Below are 22,047 nucleotides of genomic sequence, written 5' to 3'. Positions count from 1 at the left end.
AAGTATTGCTGCGCATGAAACGATACCGAGAGGAGTTTGAATATATGGATTACCACGCTACAGAGAAGAATGGACAGGCCCGGCTGCTTCTTCGCGGGGAACTGGACATGGCAGTTGGCGAGCACGCGGGTGAGCTTTTGAAACAATACGGGGAGCGTAATGATGCCGTTACGGTAGATTTCCAGGATGTTTCCTTTGTTGATTCGTCGGGGATCGGGGGTTTGTTTTTCACGACCAAGAAGCTCTTGGCGCAGGGAAAACAAGTGGAGATTGTCAATGTGCGCGAAGAGATTCTCGACATTTTGGAGGTTCTCGGCTTCACGCAGGCATTGGGAATCAACGTGGTAAAGGCGGAGTAAGGCGGGTTTGACGCAAAAAGGTATTGTTGTATATAATACTGTATGACTGTCAGTTACATATCAAAATCAACGATGAACGGGAAGAGTACGCCAGGAAGCCTTAGCAGAGAGGAGAATCAATTGCTGCGAGATTCTCCATTGTGTGGACTGGCGGAAGGTCGCCCGGGAGTTGTTCCGGTGAACCATTCGTGATTAGCCGGAAGCGGTTTGCGGCCGTTACCGCGCCAGAGTGGACACACGTTGCCAGATGTCTTGATAAGGCATGACGTGTGTTAACAAAGGTGGTACCGCGAAATGATCCTTTCGTCCTTTGGATGAAGGGTTTTTTTATTTTTACCTACCTTGAAGGAGGAAGAATTATGTCGAGCCAACCGACGACCGATATTGACCAATTGCTGCCGAAAAACTACGATCCCAAAGCAGCAGAGAGCAAATGGTATCCGTACTGGATGGAAAAGGGGTTTTTCAAGGCAGAACGCGATCCGAACAAAAAGCCGTTCACCATCGTGATTCCCCCTCCCAACGTAACCGGAAAACTGCACCTGGGCCACGCCCTGGACACGACTTTGCAGGACATCATCACCCGGACGAAGCGGATGCAAGGCTACAGCACCCTGTTTTTGCCGGGGATGGACCACGCCGGGATCGCCACACAGTCCCGTGTCGAGGCGACGCTGCGGGAAGAAGGCGTGACCCGCTACGATCTGGGCCGAGAGAAGTTCATCGAAAAAGTGTGGGAGTGGAAGCACATCTACGCCGGACACATCCGTGAACAGTGGGAAAAGCTCGGCCTTGCGCTGGACTACTCGCGTGAGCGCTTTACGATGGACGAAGGCTTTTCACAGGCAGTGCGCGACGTGTTTGTCCGCTTGTACGAAAAAGGACTGATATACCGCGCCAACCGGATCATCAACTGGGACCCGGCAGCGCGCACAGCTCTCTCCGACATCGAGGTCATCTACAAGGAAGTCAAAGGCGCTTTGCACCACATGCGCTATCCGCTCAAAGACGGAACCGGCTACATCGAAGTCGCGACTACCCGTCCCGAGACGATGCTGGGCGATACGGCCGTAGCGGTACATCCCGAGGATGAGCGCTACAAGCACCTCGTCGGCAAGACAGTGATCGTGCCGATCGTGGACCGGGAAATCCCGATCGTTGCAGACGATTACGTCGACCCCGAGTTTGGCTCCGGCGCGGTAAAAATCACTCCGGCGCACGATCCCAATGACTTCGAGCTGGGCTTGCGCCACAACCTGCCGCAAATCGTCGTCATGGACGAGACCGGTACGATGAACGACCAGGCGGGACCGTACAAGGGACTCGACCGTTTCGCCTGCCGCAAGCAGATTATCAAGGATTTGAGCGAGCAGGGCGTCATGTTCAAAATCGAGGAGCATATTCACCAGGTAGGTCACAGCGAGCGCAGCGACGCTGTCGTCGAGCCGTACCTGTCCACACAGTGGTTCGTCAACATGCAGCCGCTGGCCGACCAGGCCTTGGCCAATGCCGCCAGTGAAGAGAGCGTCAAATTTGTGCCTGAGCGCTTCAAAAACAACTACTTGCGCTGGCTGGAAAACATTCGCGACTGGTGCATTTCCCGCCAGTTGTGGTGGGGTCATCGGATTCCCGCCTGGTATTGCCAGGATTGCGGCGAGACGATCGTATCCCGTACGGATGTGAGCGAGTGCTCTTCGTGCCACAGCCACAACCTGCAACAGGACAACGACGTGCTCGACACGTGGTTCTCGTCGGGACTTTGGCCGTTCGCGACGCTGGGCTGGCCGGAAGAGACGGAAGACGTCAAGTATTTCTATCCGACGAATGTGCTCGTTACCGGATACGACATCATTTTCTTCTGGGTCGCGCGCATGATGTTTAACGGCTTGGAGTTTACGGGTAAAAGTCCGTTTGAAAACGTATTGATCCACGGGATCATCCGCGATTCCCAGGGACGCAAGATGTCCAAGTCGCTGGGCAACGGGGTAGACCCGATGGAAGTCATCGAGAAATACGGCGCCGACGCGCTGCGTTTTACACTGGCGACGGGCAACTCGCCGGGGAACGACCTGCGCTTCTACTGGGAAAAGGTAGAGGCCAACCGCAACTTTGCCAACAAAATCTGGAACGCTTCCCGCTTTGCCTTGATGAACCTGGTCGGGTTCCGTTACGAGGACATCGACCTTTCCGGTGAGCTGTCCACGCCAGACAAGTGGATTCTCTCCCGCTTGCAGGCGACGATCGCGGATGTCACGCGTCTGTCTGAGGCGTTTGAGTACGGCGAAGTAGGGCGTATCCTGTACAACTTCATCTGGGATGACCTTTGCGACTGGTACATCGAAATGGCCAAGTTGCCGCTGTACGGCAGCGACGAAGCAGCGAAAAAGACGACCCAGTCGGTCCTCGTGACGGTACTGGATCAGACGCTGCGCCTGCTGCATCCGTTCATGCCGTACATCACCGAGGAGATCTGGCAAGCGATTCCGCACGAGGGCGAGAGCATCACGGTAGCTGCCTGGCCGACAGTCAAGGAAGAGTGGAAGTTCACCGAAGCCGAGGAAGAGATGAGCCTGTTGATGGAAGTCATCCGCAGCGTCCGCAACATCCGCGCGGAAGTCAATGTGCCGATGTCCAAAAAAATCGAGCTGTTGATCAAGCCGGGCGATGCCACAGCACGCGATCGTTTGGTTCGCGGAGAAGAGTACATCGCGCGTTTCTGCAATCCGGAGCGCTTGGAGATCAGCCTCGAGCTGCCCAGACCAGACAAGGCGATGTCGGCAGTCATCACCGGAGCCGAGCTGTACTTGCCGCTCGCCGGACTGATCGATGTGGAGCAAGAGCTGGCGCGGCTGGAAAAAGAGCTGGCTACCTTGCACAAGGAAGTAGAGCGCATCGAGAAAAAGCTGAACAACCCTGGCTTTATGGCGAAGGCGCCGGAAAAGGTAGTGGAAGAAGAAAAAGCCAAGATGGCGGATTACATGGACAAACGGGACAAAGTAATCGCACGACTGGCTGAGCTGAAGGGCGCATGATTTTCAGTATCATTGCATATTTTGAGAATGGAGCATTGCGGTATGAGTGGAGGAGAATTTGTAGAATACAACCAAGGACTTGACTGGATTCACAGCTTGCTCAGGTTTGGACAAAAACCAGGACTGGAGCGCATGAACTGGATTCTGGAAGAGCTGGATCACCCCGAACGGCGAATTCCGTTTATCCATGTCGCCGGGACAAACGGGAAAGGTTCCACCTGCGCGTTTTTGACCCAGATGCTGATTGAAGCGGGATACAGCGTGGGGACCTTTACATCGCCTTATCTGGTCGATTTCCGCGAGCGGATTCGCTACAACGGCCAGATGATCCCGGAAACTGACCTGCTTGCCTTGATCAACGACATAAAGCCGCTGGTGGACAGATGCGAGCAGGAGACAGACTACGGTTCGCCCACAGAGTTTGAGGTGGTGACCTTGATCGCCATTCTCTATTACGCCAAGGTGGCTCGACCTGCTGTAGTGGTCTGGGAAACAGGGCTTGGGGGACGGCTTGATTCTACGAATGTCGTCCTGCCGCTCATCTCGGTCATCACGAATATCGGCATGGACCATACCCAGGTACTGGGAGAGAGCCTGGAGGATATCGCCCGCGAGAAGGCAGGGATTATCAAGCCAGGCGTTCCTGTAGTGACGGGGGAGAAAAGGCCCGAACTGCTTGCGCTGTTTGCGGAACGTGCGGCACAGACGCGCAGTACTCTCTATCAGCTCGGCGATCAGTTTGACGTCCGGCAGGTAGAGGAGCGGCTGGGCGAACAGGTAATGGAGTACCGCAGTATCCATCGCCGACACCCCAGCAGCTACCGACTGACGATGAACGGCAAGCATCAGACCGAGAATGCAGCCGTCGCATTGATGACGATTGACCTGCTGCGCAACTACTATTCCTATTTGCTGGAGGAAGAAGAAATTTCCCGAGGCTTGCAACAAACGCGCTGGCCGGGTCGTCTGGAAGTAGTGTCCCCGTGGCCGCTCGTGATTCTGGACGGGGCACATAACCAGGAAGGGATGGAAGCGCTTGTCAGCAGTCTGGACAATGTGTTGCCGAAAGAAGGCAGACTTCACATACTGTTTTCCGGTCTGTCCGACAAGCCGTTGAAAGAAATGGCGGAAAAACTGCTGCCGCTTTCACGTCATGTCCAGTCCCTGAATATGGCTACCTTTGCATTTCCCCGAGCGGCGGATGCGACGACCTTGTACGAAGCGTTTCGCGCAGCCGGTTGGGACGAGGACAGGGTTCGTTCCGTTGCCGACTGGCGCGCATTTCTTCGAGAATGGATGAAAACGAACCAACAAGCGAAGGCAGATGACTGCTTGGTTGTCTGCGGTTCGCTCTACTTCATCGCCCAAGTTCGCGCATTCTTTCCCACTACAGTAGAAGAGGCAGGTGAATAGGGTGGATCAGGCCCAACACGTCCACTTTGTGGGCATCGGCGGATATGGTATGAGTGCGATTGCTCGAGTATTGCTCGATCTTGGCTACAAGGTCACCGGCTCCGATGTCGCTCTCAACGAATTGGCGAAAAAGCTGGAAGCACGAGGAGCGATCGTACACATAGGCCACTCTGCGGCTCACATCGAGGGCGCAGACATGATTGTATTCTCCACCAGTATTCCCAAAGACAACCCGGAGGTCGTGGCAGCACAGGCAAAAGGACTCCCTGTTTTGCACCGTTCCCAGATGCTCGCCCGCATTTTGAACGAGCGTACAGGCGTAGCCGTAGCCGGTGCCCATGGCAAAACAACGACGACTTCGATGATTGCACATGTGCTGGAAGAATGCGGTGTCGATCCTACGTTTATCATCGGCGGTGAACTGATGAACGCGGGGACCAATGCCAAGGCGGGAACCAGCGACTACGTTGTCGCGGAGGCGGATGAAAGCGACGGTTCCTTTTTGGAATACAGACCCGTTTACGAGATCGTGACAAGTATAGAGCCGGACCATTTGGAGCATTTTGGAGGGGACTTCAACAATCTGAAGCAGGCGTACGTTCAGTTCCTCAGCCATTTGAAGCCGGGCGGAAAGGCGATCGTGTGCATCGACGACACCCATGTGCGGGAAGTGATGGCGACCGTCAAGGAAAACGTGGTGACGTACGCCATCCACGAGCCTTATGTGCAGCAGGCGGACTACAAGGCACTCTCCATCGAGTGCGGCGACCGGAAATCGCACAGTTTGATCTACTATCGCGATCAACTGTTGGGAGAGCTGTCGCTGAACGTCCCCGGCAAGCACAATGTCGCCAACGCGCTCGCCGCGATTATTGTATGTCTCGACACCGGACTGTCTTTTGCAAGCATTGCCCAGGCGTTGACGACGTTTCGGGGAGCGAAGCGACGTTTTCAGATTATCGGCGAGGGACGCGACATTCTCGTCGTTGACGACTACGCCCATCACCCGACGGAGATCATGGCGACGCTCAAAGGCGCACGCGCATCCGGTCGCAGAGTGATCGCGGTCTTCCAGCCGCAGCGCTACACCCGGACGTATTTCCTGATGGATGAGTTCAGCCGGGCATTTGCCGAGGCCGATGAAGTGATTATTACGGACATCTACTCTCCGGCAGGCGAGGCGCGGATTGAGGGCGTTTCCTCTGAAGTGCTGGTGCAAAAAATCCGCAGCAACAGCCATCCGAAAGCACAGTATATTCCCACCAAGGAAGAAGTGCAGGAGCGGCTCTACCAAGAAATGCAGCCGGGTGACCTCGTCTTGACGATGGGGGCCGGCGACATCTGGAAATCGGCCTACTGGCTGGCGGAAAAATTGGTGAAATAGCAACAGGTTCCCCCCTCCCGGAAGCGGATGAAGCAAATCCGAACACGGGAGGGGATTTTTGATAAATATTTTAGTACCAGGTACTAATATCTAGTGCTATAATAAAAGAAACCGACAGTGAGGTGAGAATCGATGACGGCATTTTCAACAAAGCCAACATCAGCAGCACGTGTTACTGCAATCGGCACCTATGTGCCGCAAAACATACTGGACAACGCCGACCTGGAAAAGATGGTCGACACGTCAGATGAATGGATCGTACAGCGGACCGGAATCAAAGAAAGACGGATTGCGGCTGCCGATCAGTTTACCAGCCATCTCGCTATCGCGGCGGTGGAAAACCTGGCGAGAGTCTACGACAAAAAGCTCGACGATGTAGACATGGTGCTCGTCGCAACGTCGACGCCGGACTACCCGTTCCCCAGCGTCGCAAGCCAGATCCAGTCCCATTTTGGCATCACCCAGGCAGGAGCACTCGATCTGGGAGCCACCTGTGCAGGCTTTGTCTATGCCCTGCACGTGGCAAACGGCTTGATCAGCTCCGGCTTGCATGAAAAAGTGCTGGTCGTCGGAGCGGAGACATTGTCCAAAGTGACCGATTACACTGACCGCAGCACGTGCATCCTGTTCGGCGACGGGGCAGGAGCAGTGCTGGTGGAAAGAGACGCCGAGCATCCGAGCTTTCACGCCGCCTACACGACGGCAAAGGGAGACGGAGGTATTCACTTGTACCGCTCCGGTTTGTCCGGTCAGATGAACGGCCAGGCACTTGCTGGAAATGGCTGCATCGTGCAAAATGGTCGGGAAGTGTACAAATGGGCAGTGACCACCGTTCCCCAGGGAATGCAGGAGGTACTGCGCCGCGCGGACTGCTCGCTGGAGCAAGTCGACTGGTTTATCCCGCACAGCGCCAATCTGCGCATGATCGAGTCGATTTGCGAGAAAAGCGGGTTTCCGCTGGAACAGACGCTGTACAGCATGGTTCACTTCGGAAACACCTCGGCAGCGACGATCCCGCTGGCATGGGAGCAAGGAGTGCGCGAAGGGAAGGTGAAGGCAGGGGACACGCTTCTCTTGTACGGCTTCGGTGGAGGTCTGGTTCAGGCGGGTGTGCTGCTGACCTGGAACCCTTCTTCGTAATCGCATACTGGCAATGATACGCTGTCTGCCCGAATGGGTCAGGCGGCTTTTTTTGTACGACGGACGAGCGATACGATAGACCCGACTTTTGTACAAGGAGGGGGAAAGGCGCGTGCTCATCCAGCTCGTCATTCTCAGCTGCTGCCTGTATTGCACGTGGACGGACCTGCGTGACAGACGCATCCCGAATCGTGCCATTTTGCTCGGTTTTTTCGCCATATCGCTGCTCCATTTGCTCGCGGGAGGCAGTTGGTACCTGCTGACTTTCTTGGCGGTCGCCTTGCTTGTGCTGCTGGCGCTTGGGCTGGCCTCCCTGCTCTGGCCCGCAGCGATCGGGATGGGCGATGTCAAACTTCTGGCTTTGCTCTGCTTTGCCCTCGGGCTGCGTCCGTTTGCCGCAGTCATCATGCTGGCGTCGCTTTGCGCCTTGCTCGGCGCGATTTGGCTGCTCGTGCAAAAACGGGCTAGACCGGGTGTCGCGCTTCCTTTTGCGCCTTTTCTGACGGCAGGTTTGCTGTTATTCTGGCTGCTCGCCGGACTGGACGGATCATTCCCCCAGTCATAACCTGTCCACGGCTGGCGTATGCTGTACAAATAGCCTGTAACAGGGAGGGCAAAGTCGTGAACGGAGAAAAGCGCAATAATGTGACACTAAAAATGAACGGACGTTTTTTTGATCAGGCGGAAAAGCAACCGGAAAAACAGCAGCTGGAACAGCCAGCACAGGAGAATTCCACGGGGAAACCACGCGTCCGCATTCAGGGTCCGACCCTGGCGGAGATCGAAAATATGCCGAAGCGCGAGGATGCATGGGACCGCATGCAGCAATTGCGCAATCAGCAGGAACAAATGCCGCCAGCCGCCCCCGCACCGCAGCAGCATCCGCTCGAATTCGAAGGGCAGAATGAGGAGCGCGAGGAGCTGAGCAAATCACATCAGGGTGTTGCTGCCTTTTCCGACTATGTTCGCTCGTTTCCCAGGGGACCTGTCGTCCGCACGTTGCTGAGCACTGTCGGGGCGATTGCGATCGGGCTTGTATTCGGCTTCATGGTTCTGAGCGTCTTTTCCGAGGAGCAGTTTACTTCGTCGTACCGTTCCGTGCTCAACAGCACGGTTGAGACGTTGACTGCGCCTACCGCTTCACTGAGCGGGGAGAAGCAGGGAGGGGATTCTGCTCCACAGACAGAGGATGGATCGACGCAGTCGCTTGCCGCAGGAGCCAATCCCGTTGCAGTACCTTTGCAGCTCGACGCGGTTACAATGTTCGTCGCCCAGGCGGGTGTCTTCCAACCGGACGCCTCCGCCCAGGCCGCGACCGAGCCGCTCACTCAGCTTGGTTTGCCGCATCTTTTGTACAGCGACGGGGAACGCCAGTACATGTTTGCGGCGGCAGCGCCAAACCGCGACGCTGTCCTCGGCTTTGCCAGCAACATCAAGAACAAGGGAATCGATGTCTACGTCAAAGAGTTTCAGTTTCCTTCCTACCACGGCCAGGTCACGGTCGGAAAAGCGGAGGGTGCGACAGAGGAGCCTGATCTCGCGCAGTTTTTCTCGACCGGCTTGCAGTTGGCAAACCTCCTCTCCAGCCAATCCGGAATGGTCGTCAGCGCCAACCAGGCAGCTTTCACGCCGGAGCAGGCCAGCGAAATCAAGGAACTGCATCGCCAGTTTTTGGAGGAAAGCAGGTTGATGCAGGTGCCTGCTGCCTGGGAGACATATGTACAAGGGATGGTCAACGGCATCAACCAGGCCGTAGCCGCCAGGGAAAAAATGGCGGAATCGTCAGCCGGCAACAGGCAGAGCGCCGAATCGTACGCATGGCAGGTTCAGGCAGGAGTGCTCGGCTATTTGGAACAGTATGCAAAATGGGTCCAGCAGCTGGGGAAACATGCGTAGATCAACCAGCGTGCTTCGTACGTGCCACAAGGCTTCCTCAGGTTTTCTTGCAGGAGGCCTTTTCTTTTTATACAGTTACTAGCAATAGCAACTAGGGATTGTATCCCCTTCTCCCATTTGCTACACTTATTGATGGTTAAAGAGAGTCCCTTCATTGGAAAGGGAGCTGAACGCAAATGGGAGAGATAGAAATACGCTTCAAAGCGAAAGCAAACGCATGTTTGCGATCTGCGGCAGATTTCGAAATTTGCCAAGTACAATTTGCCTCTTCAGGCAAAACTACATGCTAAAGGTACATGCAAAACATGCCTCATCGCTTTGGATACATCGACGAATGAAGTAGGTAGGGACATATGACGACAAGCACCCACAAAAAACTGATACTCGCTTCTTCATCCCCCAGGCGCAAGGAATTGCTGGGGACGCTGGGGCTGAGCTTTTCCATTCAGAGCAGCGATGTAGACGAAACGACAAAAGCAGGTCTTGCGCCTGCGCAGATCGTCGAAGAATTGGCGCTGCGCAAGGCTCAGGCGATCGCCTCCCGGTCGAGCGAGGGGATTGTGCTTGGTTCGGATACGATCGTCGTCCTCGACGGACAGGTGCTGGGCAAGCCGCTGGATGAAGCCGATGCCTGCCGCATGCTGTCCGCGCTGCAAGGGCGCGAGCATACGGTCTACAGCGGAGTGGCGCTCGTGGACGCGCAGACAGGGCAAAAGGAAGTGGCTCACAGCCGGACTGACGTGCGCATCCGCCGGTTGTCTGATACCGAGATCAAGTCGTATGTGGCCACAGGAGAGCCGATGGACAAGGCAGGCTCCTATGCCATCCAGGGAATCGGAGCAACCCTTGTAGAGGGCATCACAGGCGATTATTTCACCGTCGTCGGGCTGCCGCTCGGCCTGACTGCCAGCATGCTGGCGCGTTTTGGCATAAAGGTATTGTAGTTGTAGGTTTCTGGTGCGTGGGATCACCCCGCAGGCAACGGCTATCGCCCCATGAAAACTCTTCTCCTGCCCAGCCGTTCCGCATTGCAATGGAATTTTGGCTGGAGGGGAAAATATGTCAGCAAATACCAGTAACAAAATCGTGCCGAAAAACGTCCCTTACTATGATCGTCCTCGAGAAAGACTGTTGCGTGAGGGAGCTGCCCATCTGTCTGACGCTGAGCTGCTCGCCATCCTTTTGCGTACAGGCAGGGAACAAGAGACGGCGTATCAGCTTGCGCAGCGTTTGCTTGCTACATTTGGAGATTTGCATGGAGTGGCGCAGGCTGCCCATTCCGAGTTGACAGATATAAAGGGGATCGGCCAGGTCAAGGCGATCGAGTTGCACGCTGCTTTTGAGTTGGGGCGCCGTTTGCGGCTTGCTTCGCGCAAAAATCCGGCTGTGATCCGTCTGCCCCGCGATGTGGCTGATTTTATGATTCCTGAGTTGTCCCATCTGACACAGGAGCATTTTGTTTGTCTGTTTCTCAATACGAAAAACCATGTGATTGGCAAGCAGACGATTTTTGTGGGAAGTCTGGACTCCTCGATTGTTCATCCTCGCGAAGTTTTCAAAGAAGCAATTCGCAGAAGCAGTGCATCTGTCATTTGCTTACATAACCATCCGAGCGGCGATCCGACACCAAGCCGCGAAGATATCGCCGTGACGCACATGCTTCGAGATGCCGGCGAACTGGTCGGGATCACGCTTTTGGATCACGTGATCATCGGGGATGGCAAATACATCAGTTTGAAAGAGCAAGGGTATATGTAGGACATCATTGACTATTACTGGAAAATACCGAGAGGAGTTTTTTTATGTTTGGTGGATTTACTCGTGACCTGGGCATCGACCTGGGCACTGCCAATACACTTGTCTATGTGAAAGGAAAGGGCATTGTCGTGCGCGAGCCCTCTGTCGTAGCGATTCGCACGAACAACAACTCGATTGAGGCAGTCGGGAATGCTGCGAAAAGCATGATTGGCCGTACACCGGGAAATATTGTTGCCGTTCGTCCGATGAAAGACGGTGTGATTGCCGACTTTGACACAACCGCGACGATGATGCGCTACTTTATCAACCAGGCGCAAAAAAACCAGGGCTTGTTTACGCGTCGCCCCAACGTCATGGTCTGCGTGCCATCCGGGATTACGGCGGTAGAAAAGCGCGCCGTCGAGGATGCGACCAAGCAGGCTGGCGCCAAAGAGGCATTTACGATCGAGGAGCCGTTCGCGGCGGCAATCGGAGCGGATCTTCCGGTCTGGGAGCCGACGGGCAGCATGGTTGTCGACATCGGCGGTGGGACGACAGAAGTAGCGATCATCTCATTGGGCGGGATCGTCACCTCGCGTTCGATCCGCGTCGCCGGTGATGAGATGGACGAAGCGATCATCCAGTACATCAAACGCAAATACAATCTGATGATCGGGGAACGGACTGCAGAGACGCTCAAAATGGAGATCGGCTCGGCTATCGCACCGGAAGAGGTAGAAACTGTGGAAATTCGCGGCCGCGATCTGGTGACCGGGCTTCCCAAAACCTTGACAGTGAGCAGCACGGAAATTGCTGAAGCACTGGCAGAAACCGTCTTGGCGATTGTCGAGGCAGTGAAGGTGACACTGGAAAAAAGCCCGCCGGAGCTGGCGGCTGACATTATGGATCGGGGAATCGTCCTGACAGGTGGCGGAGCGCTGTTGCGAAACATGGACCGTCTGTTGAGTACGGAAACGGGAATGCCCGTGCATGTAGCAGAAAATGCGCTTGACTGCGTCGCTATCGGTACAGGACGTGCTTTGGAAAACATACACCTGTTCCGCTCGAAGCACGGCATTACCTCTTCCCGGCAAAAACGGGGTAAATAAACGGAGGTCTGGGCATGTCGTTTTTCGGGAACAAGCGGCTTATCATTATACTTGTTGGCTTGGTCCTGCTAATCTCTGTCGTGGGCTACACCGCGCGTGACCGGGATCGGCTGACCTGGCCGGAGATGTTCTTCAAGGATACGTTCAGCTGGGTGCAGGGCTTCTTTTATCGCCCTGCCCAAGCTGTTTCCGGCTTTTTTCAGGATATCGAAGAGGCCTACATCGTCTATGAAGAGAACAGGGCGTTGAAGTCCAGTCTCGATCAGTACGCCCGGTTGACCGCGGAGCTGCATGATTTGCGGGTGGAAAACGAGCGTCTGCGTCAGGCGTTGCAAGCTACAGAGAATTTGAAAAACTACCAGCTGCGCTTTGCAGAGGTGGTAGCGCGAAGCCCGGATACTTGGAACAACGTGATCATCATTGACAAGGGCATCACGCACGGAATCAAAAAAGACATGGCGGTCATTACAGACAAGGGCATGATCGGCCGTGTGCAGAGCGTTGCCAATTTTTCGGCGAGCGTCGAGCTGTTGACCAGTTACGAACGCCTCAACCACATTTCTGCTGTCGTGCAAACCCAGACCGAAGTAAACGGCGTGGCCACCTATGACAACGTCAACGGTGTGATCGAGGAATACGACCCGCAGGAGCGTTTGCTGGTCATGCGCAAAATTCCCTGGGAAAAGAAAATCGAAGTGAATCAACAGGTGATCACCTCCGGTCTGGGCGGCGTCATTCCGCGGAATTTGCCGATCGGCTACATCGTGCGGGTAGAGCCGGACGACTATGGTCTGACCCAGACAGCCTACATTCAACCGAGCGCAGATTTTACCCAGCTCAATGAGGTCATGGTCGTCGAGCGGATGTATACGATCTCTCCGGATGGCGAACTGATCCCGCAAGGACAAGGCGGAAACCAGCCGAATGGAAACACAGTGCCAAACGCGCCGTCTACCCCGGCTACGGGCAATGAAGCTCCTGCTGGCGACGGGGGTGGACAGCAATGACCCGAGTCTGGCTGACGGCTGCTGTTTTGTTTCTGTTCACCCTCGAAGGGACAGTCGTCCAAGTGATTTCACCAACAACATGGGGTCTGTCCTGGCTGGCAGTACCCCGCTTTGCACTTGTGGCCATCGTGTTGATCGCGATGCTGCTCGGCAGGCGTGAAGGTCTGTATTACGGACTCGTGTTCGGTTTTTTGCAGGACGTCCTGTTTGGGGACGTCATTGGCATCTACATGGTGACGATGGCGATGGCAGCTTACTTTTCCGGTTTGATCGTGCTGTTGTTCCAGCGCGGTTTCGGGATGATTTTTGTCACCAGCCTGCTCGTTCTGTTTGGCCATGAATGGCTGCTGTACAGCCTGTTTCGGCTCTTCACCGCGGCACCGGAGGACGTGCGCTGGATCGTGATTCAGCAAATCCTGCCGACCGTCGGTTTGAATGCTGTGGTCGCGATTGTCGCCTACGTGCCATTTCGCAATATGTGCAGGAAGATTGAAGCAAAAAGAGAAGTGCCCTCAATGGAATAGCGGAGGAGGCCAAAACCAGGGAAGGAGGGAAACCCGATGGAGGAAAAGGAAGAGCGAAAATCGCACATACCGCTTCGACTCAATATTTTGTTTGTGATCGTCTTTCTCTTTTTTGCCGCTATTATTTTGCGTCTCGCCTTTGTACAGCTGGTAGAGGGGGAGCAGTACAAGCACGAACTGGAGAAATTCAGCATCAAAGAGCTGCCGATCTCTGCGCCAAGAGGCAGGATTCTCGACAAAAACGGCGTCGTACTCGTCTCCAACACGCCCGTCTACTCCGTGCAGTACGCAGAAGAGCAGGGGCAGGACATCGACGAGGAAAAAGTGGCAGAACGGCTTGCGCAAATCCTCACTCCCGACAACAAAAGGATCGGTACAGACAAGGAATTGCTGAAAAAGACGATTGAGCTCAATTCCACGCTGCCCGTAGCATTCAATTCGGAAGAGACAAAAGAGCTGATCGCCCGGATTACGGCAAAGCTGCAAGTGCTGCCCGATCAGCAGGAAATTGACGGGATGACCGACACACAGTTGGTAAAAACGGCTTACGACGCTGGTCTGACTGTTCGCTCCCCGTTCCAGGAAGAGCAGCGGGCAGAAGTGATCAACAAGCTGGCAGTCGATTCTGATGCGGCCCAATTTGCCGATGTCTCCTCGTGGGAACTGTACAAACAGGCGCTGCAATCAGGAATCGAGCTGGAACTGAAGCTGGATGAGGAAGACCGGGCCGACCTGGTCAAGGAAGTCAAGGCACAGCTTCGTCGTTTCCCGGCAATCTCCGAATTGACCGGCAAATCGGATATGGACCTGTTGCGCTATGCTTCGCTGCTCGATATGGATATTTCCTTGCCGCTTACCGATGAGCTGCGTCTTCAACTGTGGCACAAGCTGTCCTTGCTGCAGGAGATGAGATCGCCTCACCTGCCCAGCTACATGCCGCGACGTGTGAAGGAGAACATTTCTCCGGAAGAGATGTTTCAGATCGAGGAAAGACGAACAGAGCTTCCCGGCATCAGCGTGGAGCTCGAGCCCGTCCGGCAAATTATCAGAGATGACGACGGCGCTTTCGGTACGCATTTTCTCGGCTACATCAACTCCATCCGTCCGGAAAACCTGACCGAGTACCTCGCCCAGGGCTACAACGCTATCGACCGCGTCGGCGTCACCGGTCTGGAGAGCTACTACGAGCGCTATTTGCGGGGAAAAGACGGCGTGATGGAAGTCCAGGTCAACAAAAACTCCGAGACCGTGGAGCGGCGCATGAAACAGTCAGCACAGCCCGGCAACGACCTCGTGTTGTCCATGGACTGGCGCTTCCAGAGCCGGGTCGAGGCGATCCTCAGAGAAGAGGTGGAGACGTACAAAAAACTGCCGTCCACACCTCCGGAATTCAGAGACGCCCATGTGCTGGTGATGAATCCCAACACCGGAGAAATTCTGGCTATGGCCAGCTACCCGGACTACGACCTCAACCTGTACTACAATCGCGAGAAGTTTAACGAAAATTACTCGACACTCATTTTGCCCAATGAGTCGAACCGCTTCATTTACTCTGCCTATCCGCCGGCCTCTACCTACAAGCCGCTATCTGTGATGATCGCGCTGCAAGAAGGGTTGACGACACCCAACGAGACGATCTACGACAGCGGCGGGCTGTACGTCGGGTCCTCCTACAAGCGCAACTGGAGAGCGGGCGGCCACGGTACCGTCGACGCGCGCCGGTCGCTGCAGGTCTCCAATAACACGTACATGTACGAGATGGCGATTCGCCTCGCCCGAAAACCGGGCGGCTGGCAGAAGCAGTTTTCCGTCCTGGACTACTACAATGCCCAGTTCGGTCTGGGAGTCAAGACAGGAATTGACCTTCCGGGGGAAAGCAGCGGCTGGGAAAACCCGTATCTGTATTACGGGAACCTCGCCGATGCGATGATCGGCCAATACGACTTGTTCACCCCGATCCAGATCGGGCAATACGTCTCGACGATTGCCAATGGCGGCTACCGGGTCCGTCCTCACCTGGTGAAGGAAATTCGTCGCGGCACGACGAATCCGCAGGAGCCGGGACAGACGCTGACCGTGATCGAGCCGCAGGTGCTCAACCGCGTTACCATCGATCCGAAGCATATCAAAGTCATTCAAGAGGGGATGTACCGCGTGACCCAACCGGGAGGTACGGCATCGCGCGACTTCGCCAACCTGCCGTTCAAGGTTGCGGCCAAAACCGGTACTGCGCAAACGGGCAGCAAAGCGGAAAACGCCATGCTCGTAGGCTACGCGCCTTACGAGAACCCGCAGTTGGTGTTCGTCGTCGTCGCTCCAAACAGCTTGCGCGACGGTACTTCCAGTAACACCGCGACGGGGCCGATCGCCCGCCGTCTGCTGGAAGCGTACCACGAGCTGAACCCTGGTGTACTGACCAGTGTTCCACCAGCGACAGAGACTCGGTAAGCGGCAACAAAGTCCTGCGAAACAGTCCTGTTCGGCAAATTTTTCACGCCGAGCAGGAAAATACTTGATTTATGGCGAATGGTATCGGTCGAGGTGAAACAGGTGACGACTGTGAAAAGCAAGGTCACAATCAAAGGGACGAAAGACGGGCTTGTCTTCTTCATGGATGATACCTGTTCCTTCGACGATCTGCTGACCGATTTGCGTGAAAAAATAGAGTTTAGCCACCAACAAATCTTGTCGGGGCCTTTGATTCGGGTATCTGTAAAACTAGGTAAACGATACTGTACCCCTGAGCAGCAGGAAGCGCTGACCCAAATCATCCGGCAAAAAGGGAATCTGGTGATCCATACGATCGAGTCCGATGTGATCACCAGAGAGGAAGCATTCGCAGAGCGCCTAAAGTCTCATTTTTCCGTGCAGGTGCGCACGGTCCGCTCCGGTCAGGTGCTGGAGTGCGACGGCGACATCATGCTCCTGGGAGACGTGAATCCGGGAGGTACGATTCGCTGCACCGGGAATATTTACGTACTGGGCCATCTGCGCGGATACGCACACGCAGGCATTTCAGGAAATACGGAAGTGATTATCGCTGCAGCCGTAATGAATCCGACTCAACTGCGGATTGCACATATCGTGAGCAAGCCTGGTGAGGAATGGGCGAAAAACGCCGAGGGAACAGAATTTGCCTATTTGGAAAATGAGACAATGCTCGTGGCAAAAATGAACTACCTGTCGCGGATACGTCCCGAACTGGGTGAGAAAGAAGCATGAGGGTTGAGGAAAGAGGAGGAACGGACGTGGGGATCGGATTAGTCGTAACTTCAGGAAAAGGCGGCGTGGGCAAGACGACCACCTCCGCCAATTTGGGCACAGCGTTGGCATTGCTTGAACAGAAAGTGTGCATGGTAGATACGGATATCGGCCTGCGCAATCTGGATGTGGTCATGGGGCTGGAGAACCGGATTATTTACGATCTGGTGGATGTGGCCGAGGGAAGCTGCCGCTTGCAGCAGGCGCTGATCAAAGACAAGCGCTTTGAAAACCTGGCACTGTTGCCAGCCGCACAGACCAAGGACAAATCTGCGGTAACGCCTGAACAGATGTACGAGATTGTCACGCAGTTGAAGCAGGAATACGACTTTGTCATCATCGACTGCCCGGCGGGAATCGAGCAAGGCTTCCGCAATGCCGTGGCAGGAGCAGACCAGGCGCTCGTCGTCACGACCCCGGAGAAGGCTGCCGTACGCGACGCCGACCGGATCATTGGTCTGTTGGAGCGGGAAAAGGTCGGCATGCCAAAGCTGGTCATCAACCGCGTACGCCCCCATATGGTGAAAAACGGGGATATGCTGGATGTCGAGGATATTCTGGATCTGCTAGCCATTGACTTGCTGGGCGTAGTACCCGATGATGAACATGTGATTCGCTCTGCGAACCAGGGTGAGCCTGCCGTAATGAATCACGAGTCCCGTGCTTCACTGGCGTATCGAAATATCGCACGGCGCCTTTTGGGAGAAGCCGTCCCGCTCTTGCCGATGGAGGAAAAAGCGGGCGTATTGGCGAAAATGCGAAAGTTTTTTGGTTTAAAATAGAGGATGACACGAAGTAGGGAAAGAACAGGAACTCTCCTGTTCTTTCCTGCTTCCTAGACTGGATGCGGGCCGTCTTCCGGGCAGGCGGCGGAAGCGGATTTCCGAGGAGGAGAACTATGGACCTGGAAAAACGATACCTCAAGACCCTTGACTGGTCCGTGCTTCTGATTTTGGCTGGGCTCGGTGTATACAGCTACATCGGTATCGCCGGGTCGGCTGCCGGTGTGGACAAGGCACAGCAGCAGGTGCTCTGGTACATCATCGGCTTCGTGGTGCTTGGCATGACCCTGCTGTTTGACTATCGGCTGTTTTACAACACGGCCTATATTATGTATGTATTTGGTCTGATCCTGCTGATCGGCGTATTGCAGACCGCACCGATCAACAACGCGCATAGCTGGTACAATTTGGGTCCGGTATTATTCCAGCCGTCCGAGCCGATGAAGCTGTTTACGATTTTGACGGTCGCCCGGTACATGGCAAAGAGGGCGGATGACCCGGACCGGTTTTACTACTTTTACAAGCTGCTCCCGGTATGCTTGTTGATCGCTGTACCGTTGCTGCTGATCCTGATTCAGCCTGACCTGGGGACAGCGCTTGTGTACACGGGAATCCTGGCTACGATGCTGATCGTAGGGGGCATCCGGCTGCTTCACGTCGTGTACCTCGGCAGTATGGGCGCCAGCCTGATCGGTAGCTTGGCTGTTTTGTACCACTTCAAACAGGATGTGTTCTTCAAGATCATCAAACCATACCAGTGGGACCGGATTGTCTTTTGGCTCAACCCTGACCTGGAAGCGATGGGCAGAGGTTTTCAGTTGAAGCAGTCGCTGATCGCGATTGGCTCCGGACAGCTTTTCGGGAAAGGGATCGACACGCCGTCGCAAGCCAGCTTCGGCTGGGTACCGGTCGGGGAGAGCGACTTCATCTTTACGGTCATCGCCGAAAAGCTCGGATTTGTGGGCGCGGGCCTGATGATGATTCTGTTCTTTTTCCTCATTTACCGCATGATCAAGATCGCGATGGAGGCCAAAGACCCATTTGGCTCCTACGTCGTAGCAGGTGTCGTGGGCATGCTGACGTTCCAGGTTTTTGAAAATATCGGAATGACGATCCAGTTGATGCCCATTACCGGGATACCGCTTCCCTTCATCAGCTACGGAGGAAGTTCGCTTGTCACCAACTTTTTGCTGATCGGTGTCGTGCTCAATATCGGGATGCGCAAGGACAAGCTGCGCTTTGACTAAATGCGTGACAAACGCAAACCGATATGATACACTCATCCTAAGTTAACCATTTTTACTAGTTGTAGTGATTTGATGGATTGGTTATGGAGTCGTACTGTTGAGAGACGTCACCATTGTCAAATCTCAGCACTGTACGGCTTTTTCCTTACCGCAAACGGCTTCTGTTGTAAAAAACGGTTAACGCAACACTTTTTCGCCTTGTGAGGCGCAATGTTTAGGGAGGTTTTGTTTCATGCAACAAGGTATCGTAAAATGGTTTAACGCAGAAAAAGGATACGGTTTCATCCAAGTTGAGGGTGGAGACGACGTATTCGTACACTACAGCGCGATCCAATCAGAAGGTTTCAAATCTCTGGACGAAGGCCAAAAAGTTGAGTTCGAAATCGTTCAAGGAAGCCGTGGACCACAAGCTGCAAACGTAATCAAACTGTAAAAATCTCCGGCAAATCCAAAGACAGTCTCTTTCGGGAGGCTGTCTTTTTTGCGTTCACTTCCCTATGCTCTCCGCTGGCCTTTGGCGCTGCTCCCCCGGTCATATTGCCGGGCGAAAGGTCATAGGATGTAGAAATGCTTGTCTACGGAGGGGATTGACGATGTTTCGTGAAGTGGAGCGCGTAAAAGAGAGACGCAGGGAGCGCATGGAACGGATTCGCCTGCAGCAATCGCGCGACAGCTATGCTCCTTTTGTGGATGACTGGAAGGACCCGATCCACACCGACGAAGAACTGTTTTCTCTCCCCGGGCGCGAGAATCAGCCCGGCACGCCTTCCCCTTCCCATGAAAAATGGGGGTTGCAAGTGCTCGCCTCCATCCTTTTGATCGGAATCGCCTACGTCGTCTTTCAAACCTCGTTGATTCCTGCTGGCTGGAAGCATTCGGCGCGCGAGGTGATGACGCGCGATTTTAATTTTTCCGGTGTCGCCGATTGGTATGAAGCCCGCTTTGGTTCCCTGCCGACGCTGCTGCCTTCCGCCCCTGGGACAGCAGTCCCGGTCAATACGAAGGGCGAGGAGAACAACTGGAAGCTGCCCGCAAGCTGGAAGGTCGTGAAGATGTACGAACCATCAAACGGCAAGGTTGTGCTGGCGATGGGACGTGCGGAACAGGTCACGATCGGCGAGACGGGATGGGTCACCTTTGTCGGGGAAAAACCGGGGTACGGCATGACCGTAGTAGTTCGCCTTACCAAGGGACGGGAAATCTGGTTTGGCAATCTGGACGGTATCAATGTGACCAAGGACGAAGTGCTGCAAGCAGGTCATACGATTGGAACGGCAAAGGCAGCCAACGAGACGTCCCGTCATCTGTATCTCGGTGTGCGGGAACAAGAGCAGTTTGTCAATCCATTGGATGTGATTGATTTTGAATAAGGGGAAATGGTTTGGCTTTCGCTTTCGGATTCACATCCTGTTTTGGGTTGTGATCGGACTTGCCGTACTGACAGGCCATTTCCTGGAAGTGCTGACGCTGTTTGTACTTGTCCTGATCCATGAGATGGGACATGTGGCTATCGCCAAAGAACTCGGATGGACAGTTTCAGAGGTACAGCTTCTGCCGTTTGGCGGTGTGGCGACGATGGAGGAGGCATACGCGACAGACCCATTGGATGAAATCGTCGTCTCGCTCGCCGGCCCTTTTGTAAACGTGGTGATGATGGGACTCTCCTTTCTGTGCTGGTCGACAGGAATTTGGACAGAGGAATGGGCGAGGTTTTTTCTCGTCAGCAACGCCATCATCGCCGGATTTAATCTGCTGCCGATCTGGCCGCTGGACGGGGGCAGGATCGTACAGGCCATACTGTGCAAGTGCATGCCGTACCGCAGGGCTGTCCTCCTGTCCATGGGGGCAAGCACCGTGATGGCAGGGACGATGCTGGGCATCTCGATTTTCGAAGCCCAGATCAGTTTGCTGCTCATCGCCATGTATTTGCTCGTAGTCAACATACAAGGCTTCGTGCGCTTTCCCTACCAATTTTTCCGGTTTCTGATGGAGAAATACGTGCGTCAGCCGGAGGAGGGCGAAGTACAAGCCATATCCGTCCAACCCGAAGAGACGGTGATCCAGGTCTCGCGCAAGCTGCGCCGAGGTGCCTCGCATCTTGTCTACGTCCAGGGGACGGGGCTGTTGCCTGAGGAGAAGCTCTTGCACGCGCTGTTATTTGAGCAAATGCACGACACCGAAGTGGGGCAGCTCGTCTAGTTCTTCGCACGGGCGATTTGACAGTTCGCCAGATTTCCGTATAATCTGATTTATTGATTGTACGAGAGGGGTGGTACAGGTGGCAATTCGCGATTGCCAGATTGGCACAGTCCCATGCAAAGCCTGTTTTAGAGGCGATACTTTGCATGGGCGGTAACGAAGACGAATCATCGCCCGATTAAGCAGCGACCGCTTCTAACACGTGGCTTTGCACCTTGTTTTTATGAATCATAAATAAGGGGCTGAACCACACATGTGCAAACCATTTATCTACAATCATCAATACAACGCGATCAAAAGAGAAGCGAACACGCTGCAAAATGCGCTGCGAACAGTTGCTGACAAAAAGGTACTGGAATCAGTCAGGCTCGGAGCGCAAGCAAATATTGTCCAGATGTTTCCGGACATTTCAGACGAATACAAGCAAATGTTGGGGAAGATCGCCGCTCTGGAAACGACTGAAGAGATCCAGCAGTACATGAAGGAGCTGGCAGCATATCGGCTGGAGTTTCCGAAAATTACGGAGAAGCAGATCCAGAAGCTGTTTCCAAAGAACAAAAAGCTGAAGGTTCCGGATCTGACCCAGATCGACTTCCGGCAAATCAGCTACTTGAGCTGGATCGATGTTGCAACCGGCAAGTTGTTTATCGTCTACCCGCGCAACGACCAATTTGTCGGTGTCGAAGGCAAGTTTTCGTCAGTCACGAAAAAAGGCCACTGCTTTGTTTGCAATCGCTTCGAGGAACTCGTGATGTTTACGGCGATCTCCAAGAAGAAGCCGGCGAATTCTTCGCCCGATTACTATAAAGCGGTTGGCAATTACCTTTGCATGGACGGTTTGGAGTGCAACAAGAAGATTACGGATACTGCGCCGCTGGAGAGTTTCATTGCCAGCGTCATCGAATAGCATCAGGCCGGGGGTGTCCGCACAGGGCAGCCCCGGTTTTTTTGCACAGG

General features: G+C 54.6%; 20 protein-coding genes and 1 other annotated feature. All 20 genes read left to right on the top strand.

Translation table 11 applies throughout. The features are described 5' to 3' along the window. The first annotated feature begins 44 nt into the window (after nucleotides 1-44). The 20 genes from ACAF76_RS14790 to ACAF76_RS14695 all read left to right on the top strand — a co-directional run bounded on the left by ACAF76_RS14790 (nucleotide 45) and on the right by ACAF76_RS14695 (nucleotide 21,997). A complete protein-coding gene (locus ACAF76_RS14790; protein WP_421616896.1) occupies nucleotides 45-359 on the top strand; it encodes an STAS domain-containing protein in 315 nt (104 codons plus the stop codon). A 63-nt stretch (nucleotides 360-422) separates the two neighbouring features. Then, nucleotides 423-673, top strand: a binding site (T-box leader). 45 nt (nucleotides 674-718) lie between these two features. Next, nucleotides 719-3,391 carry a valine--tRNA ligase gene (locus ACAF76_RS14785; protein ID WP_421616895.1) on the top strand — a complete coding sequence of 891 codons (2,673 nt, stop codon included), beginning with the start codon at nucleotides 719-721 and terminating at the stop codon, nucleotides 3,389-3,391. A gap of 42 nt (nucleotides 3,392-3,433) precedes the next feature. Continuing rightward, a complete protein-coding gene (locus ACAF76_RS14780; RefSeq protein ID WP_421616894.1) occupies nucleotides 3,434-4,804 on the top strand; it encodes a bifunctional folylpolyglutamate synthase/dihydrofolate synthase in 1,371 nt (456 codons plus the stop codon). Nucleotide 4,805: 1 nt separating this feature from the next. Next, complete coding sequence (murC, locus tag ACAF76_RS14775) at nucleotides 4,806-6,188, top strand: UDP-N-acetylmuramate--L-alanine ligase (protein WP_421616893.1); 1,383 nt, start codon at nucleotides 4,806-4,808, stop codon at nucleotides 6,186-6,188. A 132-nt stretch (nucleotides 6,189-6,320) separates the two neighbouring features. Beyond that, nucleotides 6,321-7,328, top strand: coding sequence for a ketoacyl-ACP synthase III (locus tag ACAF76_RS14770; protein ID WP_421616892.1), 1,008 nt, complete (start codon nucleotides 6,321-6,323; stop codon nucleotides 7,326-7,328). Between the two features lie 112 nt (nucleotides 7,329-7,440). Continuing rightward, complete coding sequence (locus tag ACAF76_RS14765) at nucleotides 7,441-7,893, top strand: prepilin peptidase (RefSeq protein ID WP_421616891.1); 453 nt, start codon at nucleotides 7,441-7,443, stop codon at nucleotides 7,891-7,893. A gap of 56 nt (nucleotides 7,894-7,949) precedes the next feature. After that, nucleotides 7,950-9,224, top strand: a complete 1,275-nt coding sequence (locus tag ACAF76_RS14760; protein ID WP_421616890.1) for a hypothetical protein — start codon at nucleotides 7,950-7,952, stop codon at nucleotides 9,222-9,224. Nucleotides 9,225-9,577: 353 nt separating this feature from the next. After that, on the top strand, nucleotides 9,578-10,168 hold the full coding sequence (locus tag ACAF76_RS14755) for a Maf family protein (protein WP_421616889.1): 591 nt from the start codon (nucleotides 9,578-9,580) through the stop codon (nucleotides 10,166-10,168). A gap of 115 nt (nucleotides 10,169-10,283) precedes the next feature. Next, a complete protein-coding gene (gene radC, locus ACAF76_RS14750) occupies nucleotides 10,284-10,982 on the top strand; it encodes a RadC family protein (protein ID WP_421616888.1) in 699 nt (232 codons plus the stop codon). A 44-nt stretch (nucleotides 10,983-11,026) separates the two neighbouring features. After that, on the top strand, nucleotides 11,027-12,070 hold the full coding sequence (locus ACAF76_RS14745) for a rod shape-determining protein (protein WP_421616887.1): 1,044 nt from the start codon (nucleotides 11,027-11,029) through the stop codon (nucleotides 12,068-12,070). Nucleotides 12,071-12,084: 14 nt separating this feature from the next. Further along, on the top strand, nucleotides 12,085-13,077 hold the full coding sequence (gene mreC / locus ACAF76_RS14740; RefSeq protein WP_421616886.1) for a rod shape-determining protein MreC: 993 nt from the start codon (nucleotides 12,085-12,087) through the stop codon (nucleotides 13,075-13,077). Then, nucleotides 13,074-13,601 carry a rod shape-determining protein MreD gene (gene mreD / locus ACAF76_RS14735; RefSeq protein ID WP_421616885.1) on the top strand — a complete coding sequence of 176 codons (528 nt, stop codon included), beginning with the start codon at nucleotides 13,074-13,076 and terminating at the stop codon, nucleotides 13,599-13,601. The genes mreC and mreD overlap by 4 nt, the downstream gene beginning before the upstream one ends. Before the next feature lie 36 nt (nucleotides 13,602-13,637). Then, entirely contained in the window at nucleotides 13,638-16,049 is a 2,412-nt protein-coding gene (locus tag ACAF76_RS14730) for a peptidoglycan D,D-transpeptidase FtsI family protein (RefSeq protein ID WP_421616884.1), read from the top strand. A gap of 78 nt (nucleotides 16,050-16,127) precedes the next feature. Further along, nucleotides 16,128-16,823 carry a septum site-determining protein MinC gene (minC, locus tag ACAF76_RS14725; protein WP_421616883.1) on the top strand — a complete coding sequence of 232 codons (696 nt, stop codon included), beginning with the start codon at nucleotides 16,128-16,130 and terminating at the stop codon, nucleotides 16,821-16,823. A gap of 26 nt (nucleotides 16,824-16,849) precedes the next feature. Continuing rightward, nucleotides 16,850-17,644 (top strand): septum site-determining protein MinD, encoded by a 795-nt coding sequence (minD, locus tag ACAF76_RS14720; RefSeq protein WP_421616882.1) that lies wholly within the window; start codon nucleotides 16,850-16,852, stop codon nucleotides 17,642-17,644. A gap of 116 nt (nucleotides 17,645-17,760) precedes the next feature. Continuing rightward, nucleotides 17,761-18,891, top strand: coding sequence for a rod shape-determining protein RodA (rodA, locus tag ACAF76_RS14715; protein WP_421616881.1), 1,131 nt, complete (start codon nucleotides 17,761-17,763; stop codon nucleotides 18,889-18,891). 232 nt (nucleotides 18,892-19,123) lie between these two features. Next, the gene (locus tag ACAF76_RS14710; RefSeq protein WP_421616880.1) at nucleotides 19,124-19,324 is read left to right on the top strand and encodes a cold-shock protein; all 201 of its coding nucleotides are present in this window, start codon (nucleotides 19,124-19,126) and stop codon (nucleotides 19,322-19,324) included. 160 nt (nucleotides 19,325-19,484) lie between these two features. Next, nucleotides 19,485-20,261 carry a peptidoglycan DD-metalloendopeptidase family protein gene (locus ACAF76_RS14705; protein WP_421616879.1) on the top strand — a complete coding sequence of 259 codons (777 nt, stop codon included), beginning with the start codon at nucleotides 19,485-19,487 and terminating at the stop codon, nucleotides 20,259-20,261. After that, nucleotides 20,254-21,090: a M50 family metallopeptidase gene (locus ACAF76_RS14700; protein WP_421616878.1), complete on the top strand. Its 837-nt coding sequence runs from the start codon at nucleotides 20,254-20,256 to the stop codon at nucleotides 21,088-21,090. Before ACAF76_RS14705 ends, ACAF76_RS14700 begins: the two co-directional genes overlap by 8 nt. A gap of 253 nt (nucleotides 21,091-21,343) precedes the next feature. Beyond that, entirely contained in the window at nucleotides 21,344-21,997 is a 654-nt protein-coding gene (locus ACAF76_RS14695) for a FusB/FusC family EF-G-binding protein (RefSeq protein ID WP_421616877.1), read from the top strand. The last annotated feature ends 50 nt before the right edge of the window (nucleotides 21,998-22,047 follow it).

Source organism: Brevibacillus sp. TJ4 (genome assembly GCF_044627595.2).
Lineage (GTDB): Bacteria > Bacillota > Bacilli > Brevibacillales > Brevibacillaceae > Brevibacillus.
This window is presented reverse-complemented; position numbering and strand designations above follow the sequence as displayed.